Origin of the sequence: Clostridium sp. DSM 8431 (assembly GCF_900116755.1) — a bacterium.
Taxonomy (GTDB): Bacteria; Bacillota; Clostridia; order Clostridiales; family Clostridiaceae; genus Clostridium.
Genome location: NZ_FPBY01000075.1, coordinates 1 through 17,103 on the forward strand (window position 1 = coordinate 1; position 17,103 = coordinate 17,103).

Annotated in this window: 16 protein-coding genes; 7 read left to right on the forward strand and 9 right to left on the reverse strand. The window is 29.5% G+C overall.

Annotated features, from left to right (window positions below; all coding sequences use genetic code 11):
- Positions 1 to 110: 110 nt before the first annotated feature.
- From noc to rpmH, 9 genes are all read right to left on the reverse strand, one after another.
- Positions 111 to 893: a nucleoid occlusion protein gene (gene noc, locus BM384_RS09165; RefSeq protein ID WP_090013057.1), complete on the reverse strand. Its 783-nt coding sequence runs from the start codon at positions 891 to 893 to the stop codon at positions 111 to 113.
- Between the two features lie 36 nt (positions 894 to 929).
- Positions 930 to 1,649, reverse strand: coding sequence for a 16S rRNA (guanine(527)-N(7))-methyltransferase RsmG (rsmG, locus tag BM384_RS09170; RefSeq protein WP_090013059.1), 720 nt, complete (start codon positions 1,647 to 1,649; stop codon positions 930 to 932).
- Between the two features lie 17 nt (positions 1,650 to 1,666).
- Positions 1,667 to 3,550, reverse strand: coding sequence for a tRNA uridine-5-carboxymethylaminomethyl(34) synthesis enzyme MnmG (gene mnmG, locus BM384_RS09175; protein ID WP_175537326.1), 1,884 nt, complete (start codon positions 3,548 to 3,550; stop codon positions 1,667 to 1,669).
- A gap of 8 nt (positions 3,551 to 3,558) precedes the next feature.
- Positions 3,559 to 4,938 carry a tRNA uridine-5-carboxymethylaminomethyl(34) synthesis GTPase MnmE gene (gene mnmE, locus BM384_RS09180; protein WP_090013062.1) on the reverse strand — a complete coding sequence of 460 codons (1,380 nt, stop codon included), beginning with the start codon at positions 4,936 to 4,938 and terminating at the stop codon, positions 3,559 to 3,561.
- A gap of 146 nt (positions 4,939 to 5,084) precedes the next feature.
- A complete protein-coding gene (gene jag, locus BM384_RS09185) occupies positions 5,085 to 5,705 on the reverse strand; it encodes an RNA-binding cell elongation regulator Jag/EloR (protein ID WP_090013064.1) in 621 nt (206 codons plus the stop codon).
- A 41-nt stretch (positions 5,706 to 5,746) separates the two neighbouring features.
- Positions 5,747 to 6,529, reverse strand: a complete 783-nt coding sequence (gene yidC / locus BM384_RS09190; RefSeq protein WP_090013066.1) for a membrane protein insertase YidC — start codon at positions 6,527 to 6,529, stop codon at positions 5,747 to 5,749.
- 35 nt (positions 6,530 to 6,564) lie between these two features.
- Complete coding sequence (gene yidD, locus BM384_RS09195) at positions 6,565 to 6,774, reverse strand: membrane protein insertion efficiency factor YidD (RefSeq protein WP_090013067.1); 210 nt, start codon at positions 6,772 to 6,774, stop codon at positions 6,565 to 6,567.
- A complete protein-coding gene (gene rnpA / locus BM384_RS09200) occupies positions 6,755 to 7,123 on the reverse strand; it encodes a ribonuclease P protein component (RefSeq protein ID WP_090013069.1) in 369 nt (122 codons plus the stop codon). The genes yidD and rnpA overlap by 20 nt, the downstream gene beginning before the upstream one ends.
- 58 nt (positions 7,124 to 7,181) lie before the next feature.
- Positions 7,182 to 7,316, reverse strand: coding sequence for a 50S ribosomal protein L34 (gene rpmH / locus BM384_RS09205; RefSeq protein WP_090013071.1), 135 nt, complete (start codon positions 7,314 to 7,316; stop codon positions 7,182 to 7,184).
- Between the two features lie 533 nt (positions 7,317 to 7,849).
- Here rpmH and dnaA point away from each other — a divergent pair.
- From dnaA to gyrA, 7 genes are all read left to right on the forward strand, one after another.
- Positions 7,850 to 9,205 (forward strand): chromosomal replication initiator protein DnaA, encoded by a 1,356-nt coding sequence (gene dnaA / locus BM384_RS09210; protein ID WP_090013072.1) that lies wholly within the window; start codon positions 7,850 to 7,852, stop codon positions 9,203 to 9,205.
- 259 nt (positions 9,206 to 9,464) lie between these two features.
- Positions 9,465 to 10,565: a DNA polymerase III subunit beta gene (dnaN, locus tag BM384_RS09215; protein ID WP_090013074.1), complete on the forward strand. Its 1,101-nt coding sequence runs from the start codon at positions 9,465 to 9,467 to the stop codon at positions 10,563 to 10,565.
- A 39-nt stretch (positions 10,566 to 10,604) separates the two neighbouring features.
- Positions 10,605 to 10,811, forward strand: a complete 207-nt coding sequence (locus BM384_RS09220; RefSeq protein WP_090013075.1) for an RNA-binding S4 domain-containing protein — start codon at positions 10,605 to 10,607, stop codon at positions 10,809 to 10,811.
- Positions 10,812 to 10,874: 63 nt separating this feature from the next.
- Positions 10,875 to 11,969 carry a DNA replication/repair protein RecF gene (gene recF / locus BM384_RS09225; protein WP_090013077.1) on the forward strand — a complete coding sequence of 365 codons (1,095 nt, stop codon included), beginning with the start codon at positions 10,875 to 10,877 and terminating at the stop codon, positions 11,967 to 11,969.
- Between the two features lie 3 nt (positions 11,970 to 11,972).
- The gene (locus BM384_RS09230) at positions 11,973 to 12,233 is read left to right on the forward strand and encodes an extracellular matrix regulator RemB (RefSeq protein ID WP_090013078.1); all 261 of its coding nucleotides are present in this window, start codon (positions 11,973 to 11,975) and stop codon (positions 12,231 to 12,233) included.
- 55 nt (positions 12,234 to 12,288) lie between these two features.
- Positions 12,289 to 14,199, forward strand: coding sequence for a DNA topoisomerase (ATP-hydrolyzing) subunit B (gyrB, locus tag BM384_RS09235; RefSeq protein WP_175537327.1), 1,911 nt, complete (start codon positions 12,289 to 12,291; stop codon positions 14,197 to 14,199).
- Positions 14,200 to 14,220: 21 nt separating this feature from the next.
- On the forward strand, positions 14,221 to 16,686 hold the full coding sequence (gyrA, locus tag BM384_RS09240) for a DNA gyrase subunit A (protein ID WP_090013082.1): 2,466 nt from the start codon (positions 14,221 to 14,223) through the stop codon (positions 16,684 to 16,686).
- The last annotated feature ends 417 nt before the right edge of the window (positions 16,687 to 17,103 follow it).

The following is a 17,103-nucleotide window of genomic DNA, read 5'->3' on the forward strand; positions in this document are numbered from 1 at the left end:
ATTTGGTATCATAATTTAATTTTACCAAAAAATCGCTGTAAGTTTAATGCCTACAGCGATTTTCTTTTTAGGAGAGTTTTTTTACATCCCCTTATCATTATTAAGATAACTTACTTTTTATTTTTAGGAATATTAACTGTTATCTGTATACAATCCTCTTTTTCTGCAAACTTATATGCAGCAGGGATATTAAACTTATCAAATACTTGTTTAATAGTGTTTACATATAACTTAGCTGGAAAAACTGATTTTATTCTTTTTTTATCTTTTTCTTTTAGTTGTTTTCCAGCAAGTTTTAATAATTCTTTATTTATTAATTCCTCTGTATTTTTTACGTTAAGACCTTTTTTAATTACCTTTTCAACAACCTTTAACTGAAGCTCTTCATCAGGTAATGTTAATAGTGCCCTTGAATGTCTTTCTGTTAAATTGTTAGTTAAACATAATTTTCTAACCTTATCAGGTAACTTTAAAAGTCTAAGTTTATTAGCAACAGTAGATTGGCTTTTTCCCATCTTCTTTGCAATTTCTTCTTGAGTAAAATTATGATCATGTATTAAGTTATAATAAGCTTCAGCCTCTTCAATATAATTGAGATCTTCTCTTTGAAGATTCTCTAATAATGCTATTTCAGCAGACTCTACATCTGTAATATCAACTATTGAACATGGAACTTCTTCTAATAAGGCTAATTTTGCTGCTCTAAGTCTTCTTTCCCCCGCAACAAGTTCATAACCATCTCCTCTTTTTCTAACTGTTAATGGTTGTATTATTCCATATTCCTTTATAGACTCTGATAACTCTTTTAGCGCCTTTTCATCAAAGTGCTTACGTGGCTGATATAAATTGGGAATTATATTATTGATATTCACCTTAACTATTTCATTACTCATTTTACTCTCCCCATCCAAAAACTTATTTTTTTAAGATTATTTAAGTGGTTTTTTTGTTATGATTCCAGCTTTTCTTGGATAAGCTTTAGGACATTCTTTCTTTTTATTAACCACTACTATGTTATGTTTTAAATCAGTATCCTCAATTGTGACTTCAACAACTCTATTTAACTTGCCACCTAGAACACCTAATGCATTGCTAGAATCTTTTAGTTCTTCTTCAATTGCAGGCCCTTTTAATGCAATAAAGCTTCCTCCTACTTTAACATAAGGAAGACAAAACTCAGATAATACAGTCATATTAGCAACTGCTCTTGAAGTTGCTACATCAAAGTTTTCTCTAAGTTCTGGCTTTCTTGCACCATCTTCTGCTCTTGAATGAATTGTTGTAACATTTTTTAGACCTAATTCTTTAACTACTAGATTTAAAAAATTAATTCTCTTATTTAATGAATCTAATAATGTTATATCTAAATCATCTCTCATTATTGCTATTGGAATTCCAGGGAACCCAGCCCCAGTTCCAACATCAATTAAAGTCTTAGCTTCTTTTGCTTCATCACATTTAAAGATTTTTATACAATCAATAAAATGTTTTTTAATAAATTCCTCATCTTCTAATATAGCTGTAAGATTAATTTTTTCATTCCATTCTTGAACTAATCTCATATATTTTATAAATTTATTATACTTTTCTTCATTAAAGTTCATCCCAACATCATTTGAAGCCTTTTGCATTATATCGTAAAAATTCATATTTAACCTCCAGAGCTTTATTTATCTCTTTTTCCATATTGATGTTCTAGATAAATCAATAATACAGATATATCTGCTGGGGAAACCCCTGAGATTCTAGAAGCCTGACCTATACTTACAGGTTTGATTTTAGCAAGCTTTTGAATAGCTTCTGTTCTTAATCCCTTAACATCTGCATAATCTATATCTTCAGGAAGTAGCTTCTTTTCAAACTTCTTAAATTGTCCAACTTGTTCTAATTGAGCATTTATATATCCTTCATACTTAGCAGTTACATTAACTTGTTCACCAATATCATCAGTAAATTCTTGTCTTTCTGGATCTAAAGGCGCTAATGAGAAGTAATCTAACTCAGTTCTCTTTATTAATTCATAGAAACTAGTTGGTTTTTTAAGTTCTGCTGAACCTAATGTAGCTAAGAATTCATTAACTTCCTTCTTATTTGTAACTTGAAGATTTTTTAATCTTTCAATTTCATTTTCTATAGTTTCTTTTCTATTTATAAATTTAGCATATCTTTCTTCATTTACCAATCCAACTCTATGTCCTATTTCAGTTAATCTGAAATCAGCATTATCTTGTCTTAATAATAATCTGTATTCTGCTCTAGATGTCATCATTCTATAAGGTTCATTTGTTCCTTTAGTAACTAAGTCATCTATTAATACACCTATATAAGCATCAGAACGAGTTAAAATTAATGGCTCTTCACCTTTAATTTTTAATGCAGCATTAATACCAGCAATTATACCTTGTCCTGCTGCTTCTTCGTATCCTGAACTTCCATTTAACTGACCAGCACCATATAGACCTGAAACAGTCTTAAACTCTAGTGTTGGCTTAAGTTGTGTTGGATCGATTGAATCATATTCTATAGCATAAGCAGTTCTCATCATTTGAACATTTTCTAATCCAGGTAATGTTCTTAACATTTGAATTTGAACTTCTTCTGGCAAAGATGAACTCATTCCTCCAACATACATTTCTAATGTATCTTCTCCTTCTGGTTCAATAAAAATCTGATGTTGACTTCTATCTGGGAATCTCATTATCTTATCTTCTATTGATGGACAGTATCTTGGTCCTATTCCCTTGATTGAACCATTATATATAGGAGATCTGTGTATATTTTCTTCTATAATTTTTCTAGTTTCTTCATTAGTATATGTAAGATAGCATGACACTTGGTCTCTATCAATATTTCCACTCATAAATGAGAATGGTGCTATCTTATCATCACCTTTTTGTTCACTCATCTTAGAAAAATCTACTGATCTTCTGTTAATTCTAGCTGGAGTTCCTGTTTTAAATCTCCTTAAACTAATACCTAAATCCAATAAAGATTGAGATAAATCATTTGCTGGGAATAAACCATTAGGTCCTCCACTATATGAAACTTCACCTATAATTATTTTACCTTTTAAATATGTACCTGTAGCTAATATTACAGCCTTACATTTATACTTAGCACCATTCTTTGTTACAACTCCACAAACCTTGTTATCTTCAACAATTAGCTTTGTAACTTCAATTTGTTTAACTTGTAAATTTTCTTCTCTTTCTAGTACATGTTTCATTCTTTGCTGATACTTTAATTTATCAGCTTGAGCTCTTAATGAATGTACAGCTGGCCCTTTTGATGTATTTAACATTCTAGATTGAATAAATGTATGGTCTATATTTATACCCATTTCTCCACCTAGAGCATCAATTTCCCTAACAATATGGCCTTTTGCTGTTCCCCCGATATTTGGATTACATGGCATCATACCAATGGCATCCAAGCTTATTGTACAAACTAATGTATTAAGTCCCATTCTTGCAGATGCTAAAGCTGCTTCACATCCTGCATGACCGGCACCAACGACGATAACGTCAAATTCTCCTGCATTATATTCCATTTCCAACCCTACTTTCCTACGCAGAATTCGCTAAATATCTTATTTATCAAATCCTCTTCTAATTCTGCTCCAGTAATTTCTCCTAAAGCTTTTAATGCTGCTGTTACATAAATTGAAATTAAATCTAAAAATTCATTTTGTTTAACTTTTTCTTCTGCTAATTCACAATTTTCTAAAGCTCTATAAAGTGCTTGTTTATGTCTGCTATTAGAAATAATTAGACTTTCTGTGTTAACTTCTCCCTCAAAGAACATATCTTTAATCTTTAGTTTTAAATCTTCTAAACCAAAACCTGATTTTGTTGATATCTTTATAACATTATCTAAGCCAGATAGTTCTTCTTCATTAATTTTAGTTTCTAAATCAACCTTATTTAATAAAACTATATATTTTTTACCATCTAATCTAGAAATTATTTCTCTATCTTCATCATCTAATACCCTAGATGAATCTAAAACAAATATAACTAAATCAGCTTCATCCATCTTTTCTCTAGATCTCTCTACCCCTATTTGTTCTACTACGTCATCAGTTTCTCTGATTCCAGCAGTATCAATAACCTTAACAGGAATTCCATCTAAATTTGTAAACTCTTCTATAACATCTCTAGTTGTACCAGGAATATCTGTTACAATAGCTCTTTTTTCCTTTAATAATGCATTTAATAAAGAGGATTTACCTACATTAGGCTTTCCTACAATTGCAAGTTTCAATCCATCTCTAATAATTCTTCCCTCATCTGCATTTTTTAATAATGTATTCATTTCATTTTTTGCTTTAGATAGTTGATCTATTATCTTTACTGGGACACTTTCATCAACTTCTTCATCATCTTCAGTAAAATCTACCGAATACTCAATTAAAGCAAGAGTGTTTAACATATATTCTCTAAGCTTATTTATTTCCTTAGAAAGATACCCTGAACTCTGCATAACTGCTGACTTCATTGATAAATCTGTCTTGGCTCTTATTATATCCATAACCGCTTCTGCCTGACTTAAATCTATTCTTCCATTTAAAAAAGCTCTCTTTGTAAATTCACCTGGTTCAGCTAATCTAGCTCCTGCTTTAATTATTTCTTGTAATACTTTATTAGTTGAAGTTACTCCACCATGACAATTTACTTCTATAACATCTTCTGCTGTAAAACTTCTAGGTCCCTTCATATAACTAATAATAACTTCATCAATTATATCGCCATTATTCAAATCATATATGTGACCATATCTCATAGTGTAAGTCTTCATATCTTTGATGCTTGCTTTATTTACACCTTTAAATATCTTGTCTATTATATCTAAACATTTATCTCCAGATACTCTTATTATAGAAATACCACCTTCACCAATTGGAGTCGATATACCGCAAATAGTATCAAATTCTTTCATTGTCATCCTCCTCAGAAGTATTAATTTTATTCATGTACTCCTATTAAACTACTATACATTTTACAAAACAATAATAAATAAGTCAAAAAATAAGCTGCTGTAAAATCAACCATCTCAGGCTAACTTTACAACAGCTTCTTAGCTCATTATTCAATATCTATAACAACTCTTCTACGAGGTTCTTCCCCTTCACTATAAGTAACAATATCATTACTATCTTGAAGAGCTGAATGTATTATTCTTCTTTCATATGGGTTCATTGGTTCAAGCTTAAAAGCTTTCCTACGTTTTCTTACCTTATCAGCTGTTTTATAAGCAACTCTTTTTAATGTTTCTTCTCTCTTAGACCTATAATGTTCAGCATCTAGTATAATTCTTTTGTATTTAGCATCATGATTTTTATTAACAACTAATGAGACTAAATACTGTAATGCATCAAGGGTTTCTCCTCTATATCCTATAATTGATCCCATATTAGAACCAACTAATTCTATATAAACATTATCATCATTTTCTTCAACAAAAATCTCTGCTTTAACATTCATTTTATCAAAAACATTTTTTAAGAATTCCTTTGCTTCATCAACATAATTCTTCTTAAGGGTAACTCTAACTTTAGCAGGTTTACTTCCTATTATATTTAGGAAACCTTTAACCCCTTCATCAATAATTTCAACTTTAACTTCATCTTTAGTAGCATTTAATTGATGTAAGGCTTTTTCTAAAGCTTCATCTACATTCTTTCCAGTCATGTCAATAGACTTCATGGCTATTTCACCCACCTTCAAATCGCTAAGATATATGAAATTTATTTTTTCTTTTTATTCTTCTTCTTCTTTTTATCAGAATCATAATCTGGCATAACAAATTTAGGAGCTCTTGCTGCTTGCTTTTCTGCTTCTGCTTGCAGAACTTGCTGCTTCTTTTTCATTGCAGGTCTATAATTAATAAAATAAGTTGTAGCTAATTGAATTATTCCACCTAAAACCCAATAGATTACTAATATAGACTTGAAATTTAATGCCATGAATCCCATCACTATTGACATACCAATATTCATTGGAGCCATATTCATAGCACCTTCTCCATTATTAGGAGTTGCTTTAGTCATTAAATATGATGGTAAGAAAGTTGATAATGCTGCTAAGATAGGTAAAATAAATGTTCTATCCGGAGCACCTATATCTTTAATCCATAAAAATGATCCTGTTACATCCATATTATAAAAAGCATAATATAATGCCATTAATATAGGTAATGGTAATAATGCTGGAAGACATCCTCCAGTCATACTAACGTTTCTTTCCTTATATAAGTTCATTATTTCAGCATTAGCTTTTTGTGGATCATTTTTATACTTTTCTTGAAGCTTCTTTACTTCTGGTTGAATTTCCTGCATAGCCTGATTTGACTTTGCAGACTTTATGTTAAATGGTAACAAACATGCTCTAATAACAACAGTAAGTATTGTTATGGCTAAAACATAAGCCAACCCGCTACCTTCTGTAACGCCTAGTCCTACAACAAATTTATATAACCAATCAAATATTATTTGAAAGAAATTTGTTATTGGAGCAAATAAAGTCATCATAGTTCCTATTCCTCCTATTAAATATTATTTTTTTATTACTTTACAGGATCAAAGCCACCCTTACTGAAAGGATTACATTTTAAAATTCTCCAAATTGACATCAATCCACCTTTTAATACTCCATACTTTTCAATTGCTTCAATAGCATACTGAGAACATGTAGGTAAGTACTTACAGTGTCGTGATGTCATTGGAGATATATTTTTTTTATAAAATTTTATTAAACTAATCACTAATTTTTTCATTATTATATAGGCCTGCTTTCTTTAATAAACCTTCTACAGCCTTATTCACCTGATAATAATCTTTATCTTTTATATTAGTTCTTGCCACAAAAATTAAATCGTAGCCATTTTTTAAATTATCAGTTTTTATTCTATAACTTTCTGTAATTAATCTTTTACATCTGCTTCGAACAACACTATTGCCAACTTTTTTACTTACAGAAATTCCAACTCTATTATAAGAACCTTCATTTTTATCTTTATTTTTTTTATTTTTTAATACATATAAAACTAAAAGGTTATTAGCAATGGATTTTCCATGTCTATATACTATTCGAAACTCTATATTTCTTTTTAATCTATAAATCATAGATATTCCTACTCCTTTTTTCCTGCATTTGCAGAAAAAAGGCCACAATCTGCGGCCCTTATGCTGTTAATTTTTTTCTACCTTTTTGTCTTCTTTTCTTAAGAATGTTTCTTCCTGATTGAGTCTTCATTCTTTTTCTGAAACCATGTTCCTTTTTTCTTTGTCTTTTTTTAGGTTGGTATGTCATGAACATTTTCACTTGCACCCCCTTCGACTAAAATTTTTATAGTAAAAAAACTATATACTTCTTTTTTATTACTAATTAATTATATATATATCCCCCAAAAGTGTCAAGTTAGTTGTTTTCTGTTGATAATTTATCAACACCCCCTAGTTTTTTGTGGATAACTTATTGTAACACCTTCTTCTATTATGATATTATAATAAATGGATTGTGAATAACTTGTGAATTGTTTAAAAGTTATCCACACCTGTGGACAAAAGTGTGTATAACTTGTTCAGTTTTCATAATTTTTTAAAATAAAAACATTGTCATTACTATATTTTATTGACTTTACAATAGATAATCTAATGTTTATAATATAATTTCAAAGGTTGTTGATAACTTTTATTTTTACTTTTATTTCACAAAGTTATTAACAATGTTGATAACTTTACTTAACATTATCAACATCTCTCACTTTAAATATCACTTTTGTTGATAAACCTGTTAATAATTTTTTATACATAATTAATATAATAAAAATTTTTTTTGGAGGATAATACATGGAAACGGATCTAAATGAACTATGGGAAAAAACGTTAAGCATAATAAAAGGGGAAATGAGTGAGGTTAGTTTCAATACTTGGATAAAGAGTTGTAAGCCAATTTCAATTTCTTCTAATACAATACAGATTAGTGTTCCTAATTCCTTCACCCAAGATATTTTAGAAAAAAGATATAAGGATTTAGTTGCTAACTCAATAAAGGTTGTTTGCTCAAAACTATACAAAATTGAATTTTTAATTGCTTCAGATATAAACTCATCCGAAGCAGAGAAATCAATGAAAGTTGAACCCCAAAAAAGTAAATCAATAATTGTAAACGACGAAATGTCAACCACATTAAACCCTAAGTATACTTTTGACTCCTTTGTTATAGGAAATAGTAATAGATTTGCACATGCAGCATCACTTGCAGTAGCTGAAGCTCCTGCAAAAGCGTATAATCCTCTTTTTATATATGGTGGTGTAGGTTTAGGAAAGACTCACTTAATGCATGCAATTGGTCATTACATATTACAAAACAACCCTAATGCTAAGGTTGTTTATGTTTCATCTGAAAAATTCACTAATGAACTTATCAATTCCATAAAAGATGATAAAAATGAAGAGTTTAGAAATAAATATAGAAACGTTGATATCTTATTAATAGATGATATTCAATTTATTGCAGGCAAAGAAAGAACTCAAGAAGAATTTTTCCATACATTTAACGCTCTTCATGATGCCAATAAACAAATAATTTTATCTTCTGATAGACCACCAAAAGAAATACCTACACTAGAAGATAGATTAAGATCTAGATTTGAATGGGGCTTAATTGCAGATATTCAAATTCCAGATTTCGAAACAAGAATGGCTATATTAAAGAAAAAAGCTGAAGTTGAAAAGTTAAATGTAGCAAATGAAGTAATGATATATATTGCAACAAAAATAAAATCAAATATTAGAGAGCTTGAAGGTGCTCTTATTAGAATTGTAGCTTATTCATCACTAACTAATCGTGAAATAACAGTTGATTTAGCATCAGAAGCTTTAAAAGATATCATTTCTAAAAAACAAGGAAAAAATATAACTATAGATTTAATCCAAGATATAGTTTCAAGTTACTTTAATTTGCGTATAGAAGATTTAAAATCTCAAAGACGTACTAGAAACATAGCTTATCCAAGACAAATTGCTATGTACTTAAGTAGAAAACTAACAGATATGTCTTTACCTAAAATAGGTGAAGAATTTGGTGGTAGAGATCATACAACTGTAATCCATGCTTATGAAAAGATATCTGATAATCTCAATAAAGATGAAACTCTACAACATACTATAGAAACTTTAACTAAGAAGCTTACACAAAGTTAATCACATATGTTGATAATTATATCTTAATATCTTGTGGATAACTTTTAAAAAGTAATATTTATGTTAATACTGTGGATAAGATATATTTTTTGTCACGGACTTATCCACAATATTTTTTTGCTATAATTCATTGAAATTACTATGTTTTAAATAGTTATCCACAAATCCACAGCCCCTACTACTACTATTATAATATATATTTATTATCTATCTATATAAATATAAGAATTACTATGTTAATAACTTAGGAGGTATATATATGATTTTTATATGTCAAAAACAAAAATTACAAGAAGGAATAATAATAGCTCAAAAGGCAATTACAGGAAAATCAACTATGCCTATATTGGAAGGTATATATTTAAATGCATCTAAAGATGGTTTAACTTTAATTGGTTCTGATATGGATGTATCTATCCAAACAAAAGTTGAAGCAGATGTTTTAGAAGAAGGATCTTTAGTTATTGATTCTAAAATCTTTGGTGAAATAATTCGTAAATTACCAAACTCAGATATTAGAATAGAAATAATTGAAAATGATACAGTACAAATTACTTGTGAAAAATCAGTTTTTAACGTAGTTTACATGAATGCAGATGAATATCCTCAACTGCCAAAGATCGATGAAACTAAGAAAATACAAGTTCCTCAAAACATATTAAAGAATATGATAAAGAGCACATCTTTTGCAATAGCTCAAGATGAAACAAGACCTATATTACAAGGTATTTTATTTGAGATAAAAGATAAAAGATTAAATTTAGTAGCTCTTGATGGATATAGATTAGCTATAAAAAGTGAATACTTAGATAGCGATTTCGATATGGATATCGTAATTCCAGGAAAAACTTTAAATGAAGTTGCTAAAATCTTAGAAGATTCAGATTCTATGGTAGATATAACATTTACTAATAATCATATATTATTCAATTTAGAAGAAACTAAAATTATATCAAGATTATTAGACGGAAAATATGTGAATTATAATTCATTACTACCTCAAGAACATAAACTTTTAGTTGAAGTTGATAGACAAAAATTACAAAGTTGTATTGAAAGAGCTTCTTTAATGGTTAAAGAAGGAAATAGTAATTTAATAAAATTAGATGTAAAAGAAGATACTTTAGTTATAACTTCAAATTCTCAATTGGGAAAAGTTAGGGAAGAAATGTCGATTAATTTGCAAGGCGAAGAGATACAAATTGCATTTAATTCAAGATACTTAATTGATGTTTTAAAGAGCATGGAAGAAGAAACAATTGTGCTGGAAATGACTTCAAGTGTAACTCCATGTGTTATAAAAGCTAAAAATACAGATTCTTACAAATATTTAGTATTACCAGTTAGATTAATAAGATAGGAGGAATGCATAAAAATACGTTTTTTATGCAGAAATGTTTTGAACGAAATAAAAATTAATACAGAATTTATAAAATTAGATTCATTTTTAAAATGGGCTGGGCTTGCATCATTAGGAAGCGAAGCAAAAATGTACATTACAGAAGGTTTAGTAAAAGTAAATAATGAAGTGTGTACTCAAAGAGGGAAAAAAATACGAGTAAATGATATAATAAATTTTGATGGTGAAGAATATAAAGTGATATAATTTTTGAAAAGTTCACGGTTAAGTGTTCTATATTTAGTATGATATAATTATATAGGTGTATAGATGTTTATAAAAAGATTAATGTTAATGAATTATAGAAATTATGAAAACTTAAATATCGATTTTAGCAAAAGTGTTAATGTATTTCTTGGTGATAATGCGCAGGGAAAAACAAATATCTTAGAAGCGATATATTACTCTGCATTTGCAAAGTCACATAGAACTTCTAAAGACAAAGAATTAATTAAATGGGATGCAAATCGTGCCTTTATTAGTTTAAGTGTTGGAAGGGAAAGATTAGATAAAAATATCGACATTGCTATTTTAAAGGATGGTAAAAAGGCCATATCAGTAAATTCGATTAAAATCAATAAAATTGGAGAGTTGTTTGGAAACTTTAATGTCGTAATGTTCTCACCAGAGGATTTAAAAATTATCAAAGAATCTCCAGGAATAAGACGAAAGTTTCTCGATATGGAGTTATGTCAGCTTGATAAAAAATATTATTTTAATCTTGTACACTATAATAAAGTTCTAAGTGAGCGTAATATTGTATTAAAAAATAGAAATTTAAGTGAAGAGATTCTTGATATATATGACAGTCAGCTAGTTGCATTTGGTGAATATATTATCAAAGCTAGATTGAAGTATATTAATTCATTAAATACATATGGAAAAGAAATTCATAAAGAAATTACATTGGGAAAAGAAGAAATTGAGTTTAAGTATGAGTCATCGATAAAAAATTTAGAACACATAAAAGATGATTTTTATAAGCAGCTAGTTAAGAATAGAAAAAAAGATATTGAAAGAGGAATATCAACGATAGGTCCTCATAGAGATGATTTTACAGTTTTAATTAATAATGTGGATACTAAAAGTTATGGATCTCAAGGACAGCAGAGAACTGCTGTTTTGACCATGAAATTTGCATCGTTAAAAATAATAAAAGAGATTAATGGTGAGTATCCAGTTTTATTATTGGATGATGTATTGTCAGAGCTTGATTTCAATAGAAAGAAATACATATTAAGTACAATAAAAGACATTCAAACTATTATAACTTGTACAGGAATAGCTGATATAAATAATTATTTAGATTCAAGTTCTAAGGTTTTCAAGGTTAGTAATGGTAAAGTTTCTATAAAGGAGGAATGATTTATGTTTTTACATTTAGGAGAAAATGTTGCTGTTCCTATTAGTGATATTATAGGAATTTTTGATCTAGAAACAACAATGTATGGATCTGATACTAGTCAATTCTTAAGAATGGCAGAAGAAGATGGATTTGTAGAGAGAATAACAGAAGAAACACCTAAGTCTTATGTAATAGCTGAAGTAAATAAAAAGAGTAAAATATATTTATCTCCAATTTCTTCAACTACGTTAAGTAAAAGGACGGATATGGACTATAACCCATAACTCCAATATTAAACCTTAGCGTTTAATTTCATTGATAATTTTTTAGGAGGAATCTATGTTGGAACAAAATAAACAAAGTTACGATGAAAATCAGATACAGGTTCTAGAAGGATTAGAAGCTGTAAGAAAAAGACCAGGTATGTACATTGGTAGTACCAGTTCAAGAGGATTACATCACTTGGTATATGAAATTGTAGATAATAGTATAGATGAAGCTTTAGCAGGATTCTGTAAGAATATAAAGGTTTATATAAACGAAGATAATTCTATAGAAGTTGAGGATGATGGTAGAGGAATGCCAGTAGGCCTACATCCTAAAATGAAAAAATCTACAGTAGAAGTAATTATGACAATACTACATGCAGGTGGAAAATTCGGTGGCGGCGGATACAAAGTATCTGGAGGATTACACGGGGTTGGTGCATCTGTTGTTAATGCATTATCTGAAAAATGTATTGTTACCGTAAAAAGAGAAGGACATCTTTGGCAACAAGAATATGCTAGAGGAAAAGTAATGTCTGAACTAAAAATCATGGGAGATTCAGATGAAACTGGTACTAGAACTTACTTTAAGCCAGATGCAGAAATCTTTGATGATACTGTATATGATTTTGACGTATTAGCTCAAAGATTAAGAGAACTAGCATTTTTAAATAAAGGAATTAATATTTCGTTAACAGATAGAAGAGATGGTAGAGAAGAAGTATATCACTATGAAGGTGGTATAAAATCATTTGTTTCTTACTTAAATAGAAATAAAGAAGTGCTTCATCCAGAACCTATATACGTTGAAGGAAATAAAGATGGAATATTAGTTGAAGTAGCTTTACAATACAATGATGGCTACAATGAAAATATTTTTTCATTCGCTAATAACATAGATACTATAGAAGGTGGGACACACCTTGTTGGGTTTAAAACTGCATTAACAAGAGTTTTAAATGATTATGCAAAGAGATTTGGACACTTAAAGGAAAATGACAAAAATCTTTCAGGAGAAGATATTAGAGAAGGATTAACAGCCGTTGTTTCAGTAAAAATAGGAGAACCACAATTTGAAGGTCAAACAAAGACTAAGCTAGGTAATAGTGAAGTTAGAGGTGTTGTTGATTCAATCGTTGGAGAAGGTGTTGGAATATTCCTAGAAGAAAATCCAAATGTTTCAAAGATTATAATAGATAAAGCATTAATGGCTTCAAGAGCTAGAGATGCTGCAAGAAAAGCTAGAGAACTAACAAGAAAATCAGTTTTAGAGCGTTCATCATTACCAGGAAAATTAGCTGATTGTTCATCTAAGGATCCACGTGAATGTGAAATTTACATAGTCGAAGGTGATTCTGCGGGTGGTTCTGCTAAACAAGGTAGAAACAGAAAGTTCCAAGCTATCCTTCCTTTAAGAGGTAAGATACTAAATGTTGAAAAACAAAGATTAGATAGAATATTAAATTCAGATACAATTAGATCTATGATTACTGCTTTTGGTGCAGGTATAGGTCCTGACTTTGATATAGAGAAAATAAGATATAATAGAATAATAATAATGACCGATGCCGATGTTGATGGTGCTCATATTAGAACTCTATTATTAACATTCTTCTATAGATACATGAGAGATTTAATAGAGGGCGGACATGTATATATTGCACAACCACCACTATATAAAGTAACTAAGAATAAGAAGGAGGCATATGCATATTCTGATGAAGAATTAGATGCTATCTTAGAAGAGTTCAGAGGAAAAGATAACTCTACTAGCATTCAAAGATACAAAGGTCTTGGAGAAATGAATGCTGAACAATTATGGGATACAACAATGGACCCAGAAAAGAGAATTTTACTTAAAGCTACCGTAGAAGATGCTATGGAAGCAGATGAAATATTCACAATTCTTATGGGTGATAAAGTTGAACCTAGAAGACAATTTATACAACAAAATGCTAAGAAAGTAAGTAACTTAGATATTTAGTACTAATACGAGGTGAAGTACATGAATTTTAATGAAGGAAGAGTCATTCCTGTTGATATCAATAAGGAAATGAAAAAATGCTATATCGATTATGCCATGAGTGTAATAGTTGGTCGTGCATTACCAGACGTTAGAGATGGATTAAAGCCTGTTCATAGAAGAATATTATATTCACTACAAGAATTAGGTTTATATCCTGATAAGGGATATAGAAAGTGTGCCAGAATAGTTGGAGATGTTTTAGGTAAGTATCATCCACATGGTGATTCATCAGTTTATGATGCATTAGTAAGAATGGCGCAAGACTTTTCAATGAGATATATGTTAGCTGATGGTCATGGAAACTTTGGTTCAGTTGATGGAGATAGTCCAGCTGCCATGAGATATACAGAAGCAAAAATGAATAAGATTTCTGTTGAAATGTTAAGAGATATTAACAAGAATACAGTAGATTTTATTCCTAACTTCGATGGTGAAGAAAAAGAACCATCAGTATTACCATCAAGATTTCCAAATCTTTTAGTTAATGGTTCATCAGGTATCGCAGTTGGTATGGCAACTAATATACCACCACATAATTTAGGTGAAATTATTGATGGGACAATAATGCTAATAGATAATCCAGAAGCATCTGTGTTAGATTTAATGTCAGTTATAAAAGGACCAGATTTCCCAACAGGAGCAACTGTAATGGGTAAGGCAGGAATTAGAGCTGCTTATGAAACTGGTAAAGGTAAAATTGTAGTTAGAGCTAATGCAGAAATTGAAGAGGAAAATTCAAGACATAGAATAATAGTTACAGAACTTCCTTATCAAGTTAACAAGGCAAAATTAATAGAAAATATTGCTGATCTTGTTAAGGATAAGAGAATAGTTGGAATATCAGATTTAAGAGATGAATCAGATAGAGAAGGTATGAGAATAGTTATTGAACTAAAGAAAGATGCTAATCCAAACGTAATTCTTAATTTATTATACAAACATACAAAGATGCAGGATACTTTCGGGGTTATAATGCTTGCGTTAGTAGATAATGCACCACAAGTATTAAATTTAAAACAAGTATTAAATTATTATATTGACTTCCAAAAAGAAGTAATAACTAGAAGAACTATATTTGATTTAGATAAAGCTAGAGCAAGAGCTCATATCTTAGAAGGATTAAGAATAGCCTTAGATAATATTGATGAAGTAATAAGCATAATAAGACATTCAGAAACTTCAGAAATAGCTAAAAACACATTAATGGACAGATTTGGTCTATCTGAAAAGCAAGCTGTTGCTATCTTAGAAATGAGATTAAGAAGATTAACAGGCTTAGAAAGAGATAAGATAGAAGCTGAATATAATGAGTTAATGAAACAAATAGAATACTTAGAATCTATATTAGCTAGTGAAGAAAAACTTCTTGGTGTAATAAAAGATGAATTAGTAGAAATTAAGAACAAATATGGTGATGAAAGAAGAACTAAGATAGAAAAAGTTCTAAATGAAATTGATATAGAAGATCTAATTCAAGAAGAAGAAGTTGTAATAACTATGACTAATAATGGTTATATAAAGAGAATTTCTTCAGACACTTATTCTGCTCAAAGAAGAGGTGGAAAGGGAATTCAAGCCATGACTACAAAAGAAGATGACTTTGTAGAACAAGTTATAATAACTTCAACTCATGCAGACATATTATTCTTCACTAACAGGGGAAGAGTTTATAAGTTAAGAGCATATGAAATACCAGAGGCAGGAAGAACTGCTAAGGGTACAAACATAATAAACCTTATTCAAATAGAGCCAAATGAAAGAATTGAAACTGCTTTAGTTATTAAAGATAACAATAGAGAAGGATTCTTATTCATGGCTACTAAGCAAGGTATTGTTAAGAAAACACCTTTAGAAGACTTTAAGAACTTACGTAAGAGTGGTTTAATTGCAATCTCATTAAGAGAAGGCGATGAATTACTAAAGGTTAAGGTGACTAAGGGTGATGCAAACTTAATAATGGTAACTCAAAATGGTTATGCAGTTAAGTTTAATGAAGCTGATGTTAGACCTATGGGTAGAAGTGCATCAGGGGTTAAGGCTATTAATCTTAAGGATGACGATAAAGCAGTATGCTTAGATGTTGCTGTTGAAGATGAAAACTTATTAGTAATAAGTGAAAATGGTTATGGTAAGAGAACTCCAATAGATCAATATAAAGTTCAAAATAGAGGTGGAATAGGTTTAATTACTTATAAGATCTCTGATAAGACAGGAAAAGTTGTTGGAGCTACAATGTGTAAGGAAGACGACGAACTTATGTTAATAAACAGTAGTGGTGTAGCTATAAGAATTAACGTAAGTGATATTTCAATAACAAGTAGAGCTGCAATGGGAGTAAGACTAATGAGAACTAACGAAGAAGAAGTTGTTGTTGCAATTAGTAAGATTTCTAATGCTGGAGAAGATATTGAAGAAAATGTTGTTGAAGAAGAAACAGAAAACTAATTGATAATTAAAAAAAAAGTTGTTATAAATTGACTTTTAGCGTTAATTTATAACAGCTTTTTCTATTTTTAATATTAGTTATAGATAAAATTCAATATTTAAGGCTAAAAAATAGTGTCATCATAGCCTAGTGTATCGATATAAGTTAAGAGTAGAAAAATAAAGAAATATAGAGTAAATGTGAAATATTTTGAACAAATCGTATTAAATATGACACTATTATATTGTAGATGTGATAAGATAAATTTCGTCGCAAGGCAACAGCGAAAAACAAGAAATAAAAAACTTGTTGACAAATGTTGAACCGAGTGATATACTAAATGAGTCGCTTAAGGGCGACGAGATAAATTGGTCTTTGAAAATTGAACAGATATAGATAAAGTTAAGAACCAGCAATTCTTTTATGAGTAAGTTTTT

Coding starts and splice junctions, on each gene's coding strand:
- noc (WP_090013057.1), bottom strand. CDS start 893: ATGAGTAATGAAATAGTTAAGGTGAATATCAATAATATAATTCCCAAT.
- rnpA (WP_090013069.1), bottom strand. CDS start 7,123: ATGATTTATAGATTAAAAAGAAATATAGAGTTTCGAATAGTATATAGA.
- gyrA (WP_090013082.1), top strand. CDS start 14,221: ATGAATTTTAATGAAGGAAGAGTCATTCCTGTTGATATCAATAAGGAA.
- recF (WP_090013077.1), top strand. CDS start 10,875: ATGTTTATAAAAAGATTAATGTTAATGAATTATAGAAATTATGAAAAC.
- mnmE (WP_090013062.1), bottom strand. CDS start 4,938: ATGAAAGAATTTGATACTATTTGCGGTATATCGACTCCAATTGGTGAA.
- gyrB (WP_175537327.1), top strand. CDS start 12,289: ATGTTGGAACAAAATAAACAAAGTTACGATGAAAATCAGATACAGGTT.
- yidC (WP_090013066.1), bottom strand. CDS start 6,529: ATGATGACTTTATTTGCTCCAATAACAAATTTCTTTCAAATAATATTT.
- yidD (WP_090013067.1), bottom strand. CDS start 6,774: ATGAAAAAATTAGTGATTAGTTTAATAAAATTTTATAAAAAAAATATA.
- dnaA (WP_090013072.1), top strand. CDS start 7,850: ATGGAAACGGATCTAAATGAACTATGGGAAAAAACGTTAAGCATAATA.
- jag (WP_090013064.1), bottom strand. CDS start 5,705: ATGAAGTCTATTGACATGACTGGAAAGAATGTAGATGAAGCTTTAGAA.
- rsmG (WP_090013059.1), bottom strand. CDS start 1,649: ATGAATTTTTACGATATAATGCAAAAGGCTTCAAATGATGTTGGGATG.
- mnmG (WP_175537326.1), bottom strand. CDS start 3,550: ATGGAATATAATGCAGGAGAATTTGACGTTATCGTCGTTGGTGCCGGT.
- dnaN (WP_090013074.1), top strand. CDS start 9,465: ATGATTTTTATATGTCAAAAACAAAAATTACAAGAAGGAATAATAATA.
- BM384_RS09230 (WP_090013078.1), top strand. CDS start 11,973: ATGTTTTTACATTTAGGAGAAAATGTTGCTGTTCCTATTAGTGATATT.
- rpmH (WP_090013071.1), bottom strand. CDS start 7,316: ATGTTCATGACATACCAACCTAAAAAAAGACAAAGAAAAAAGGAACAT.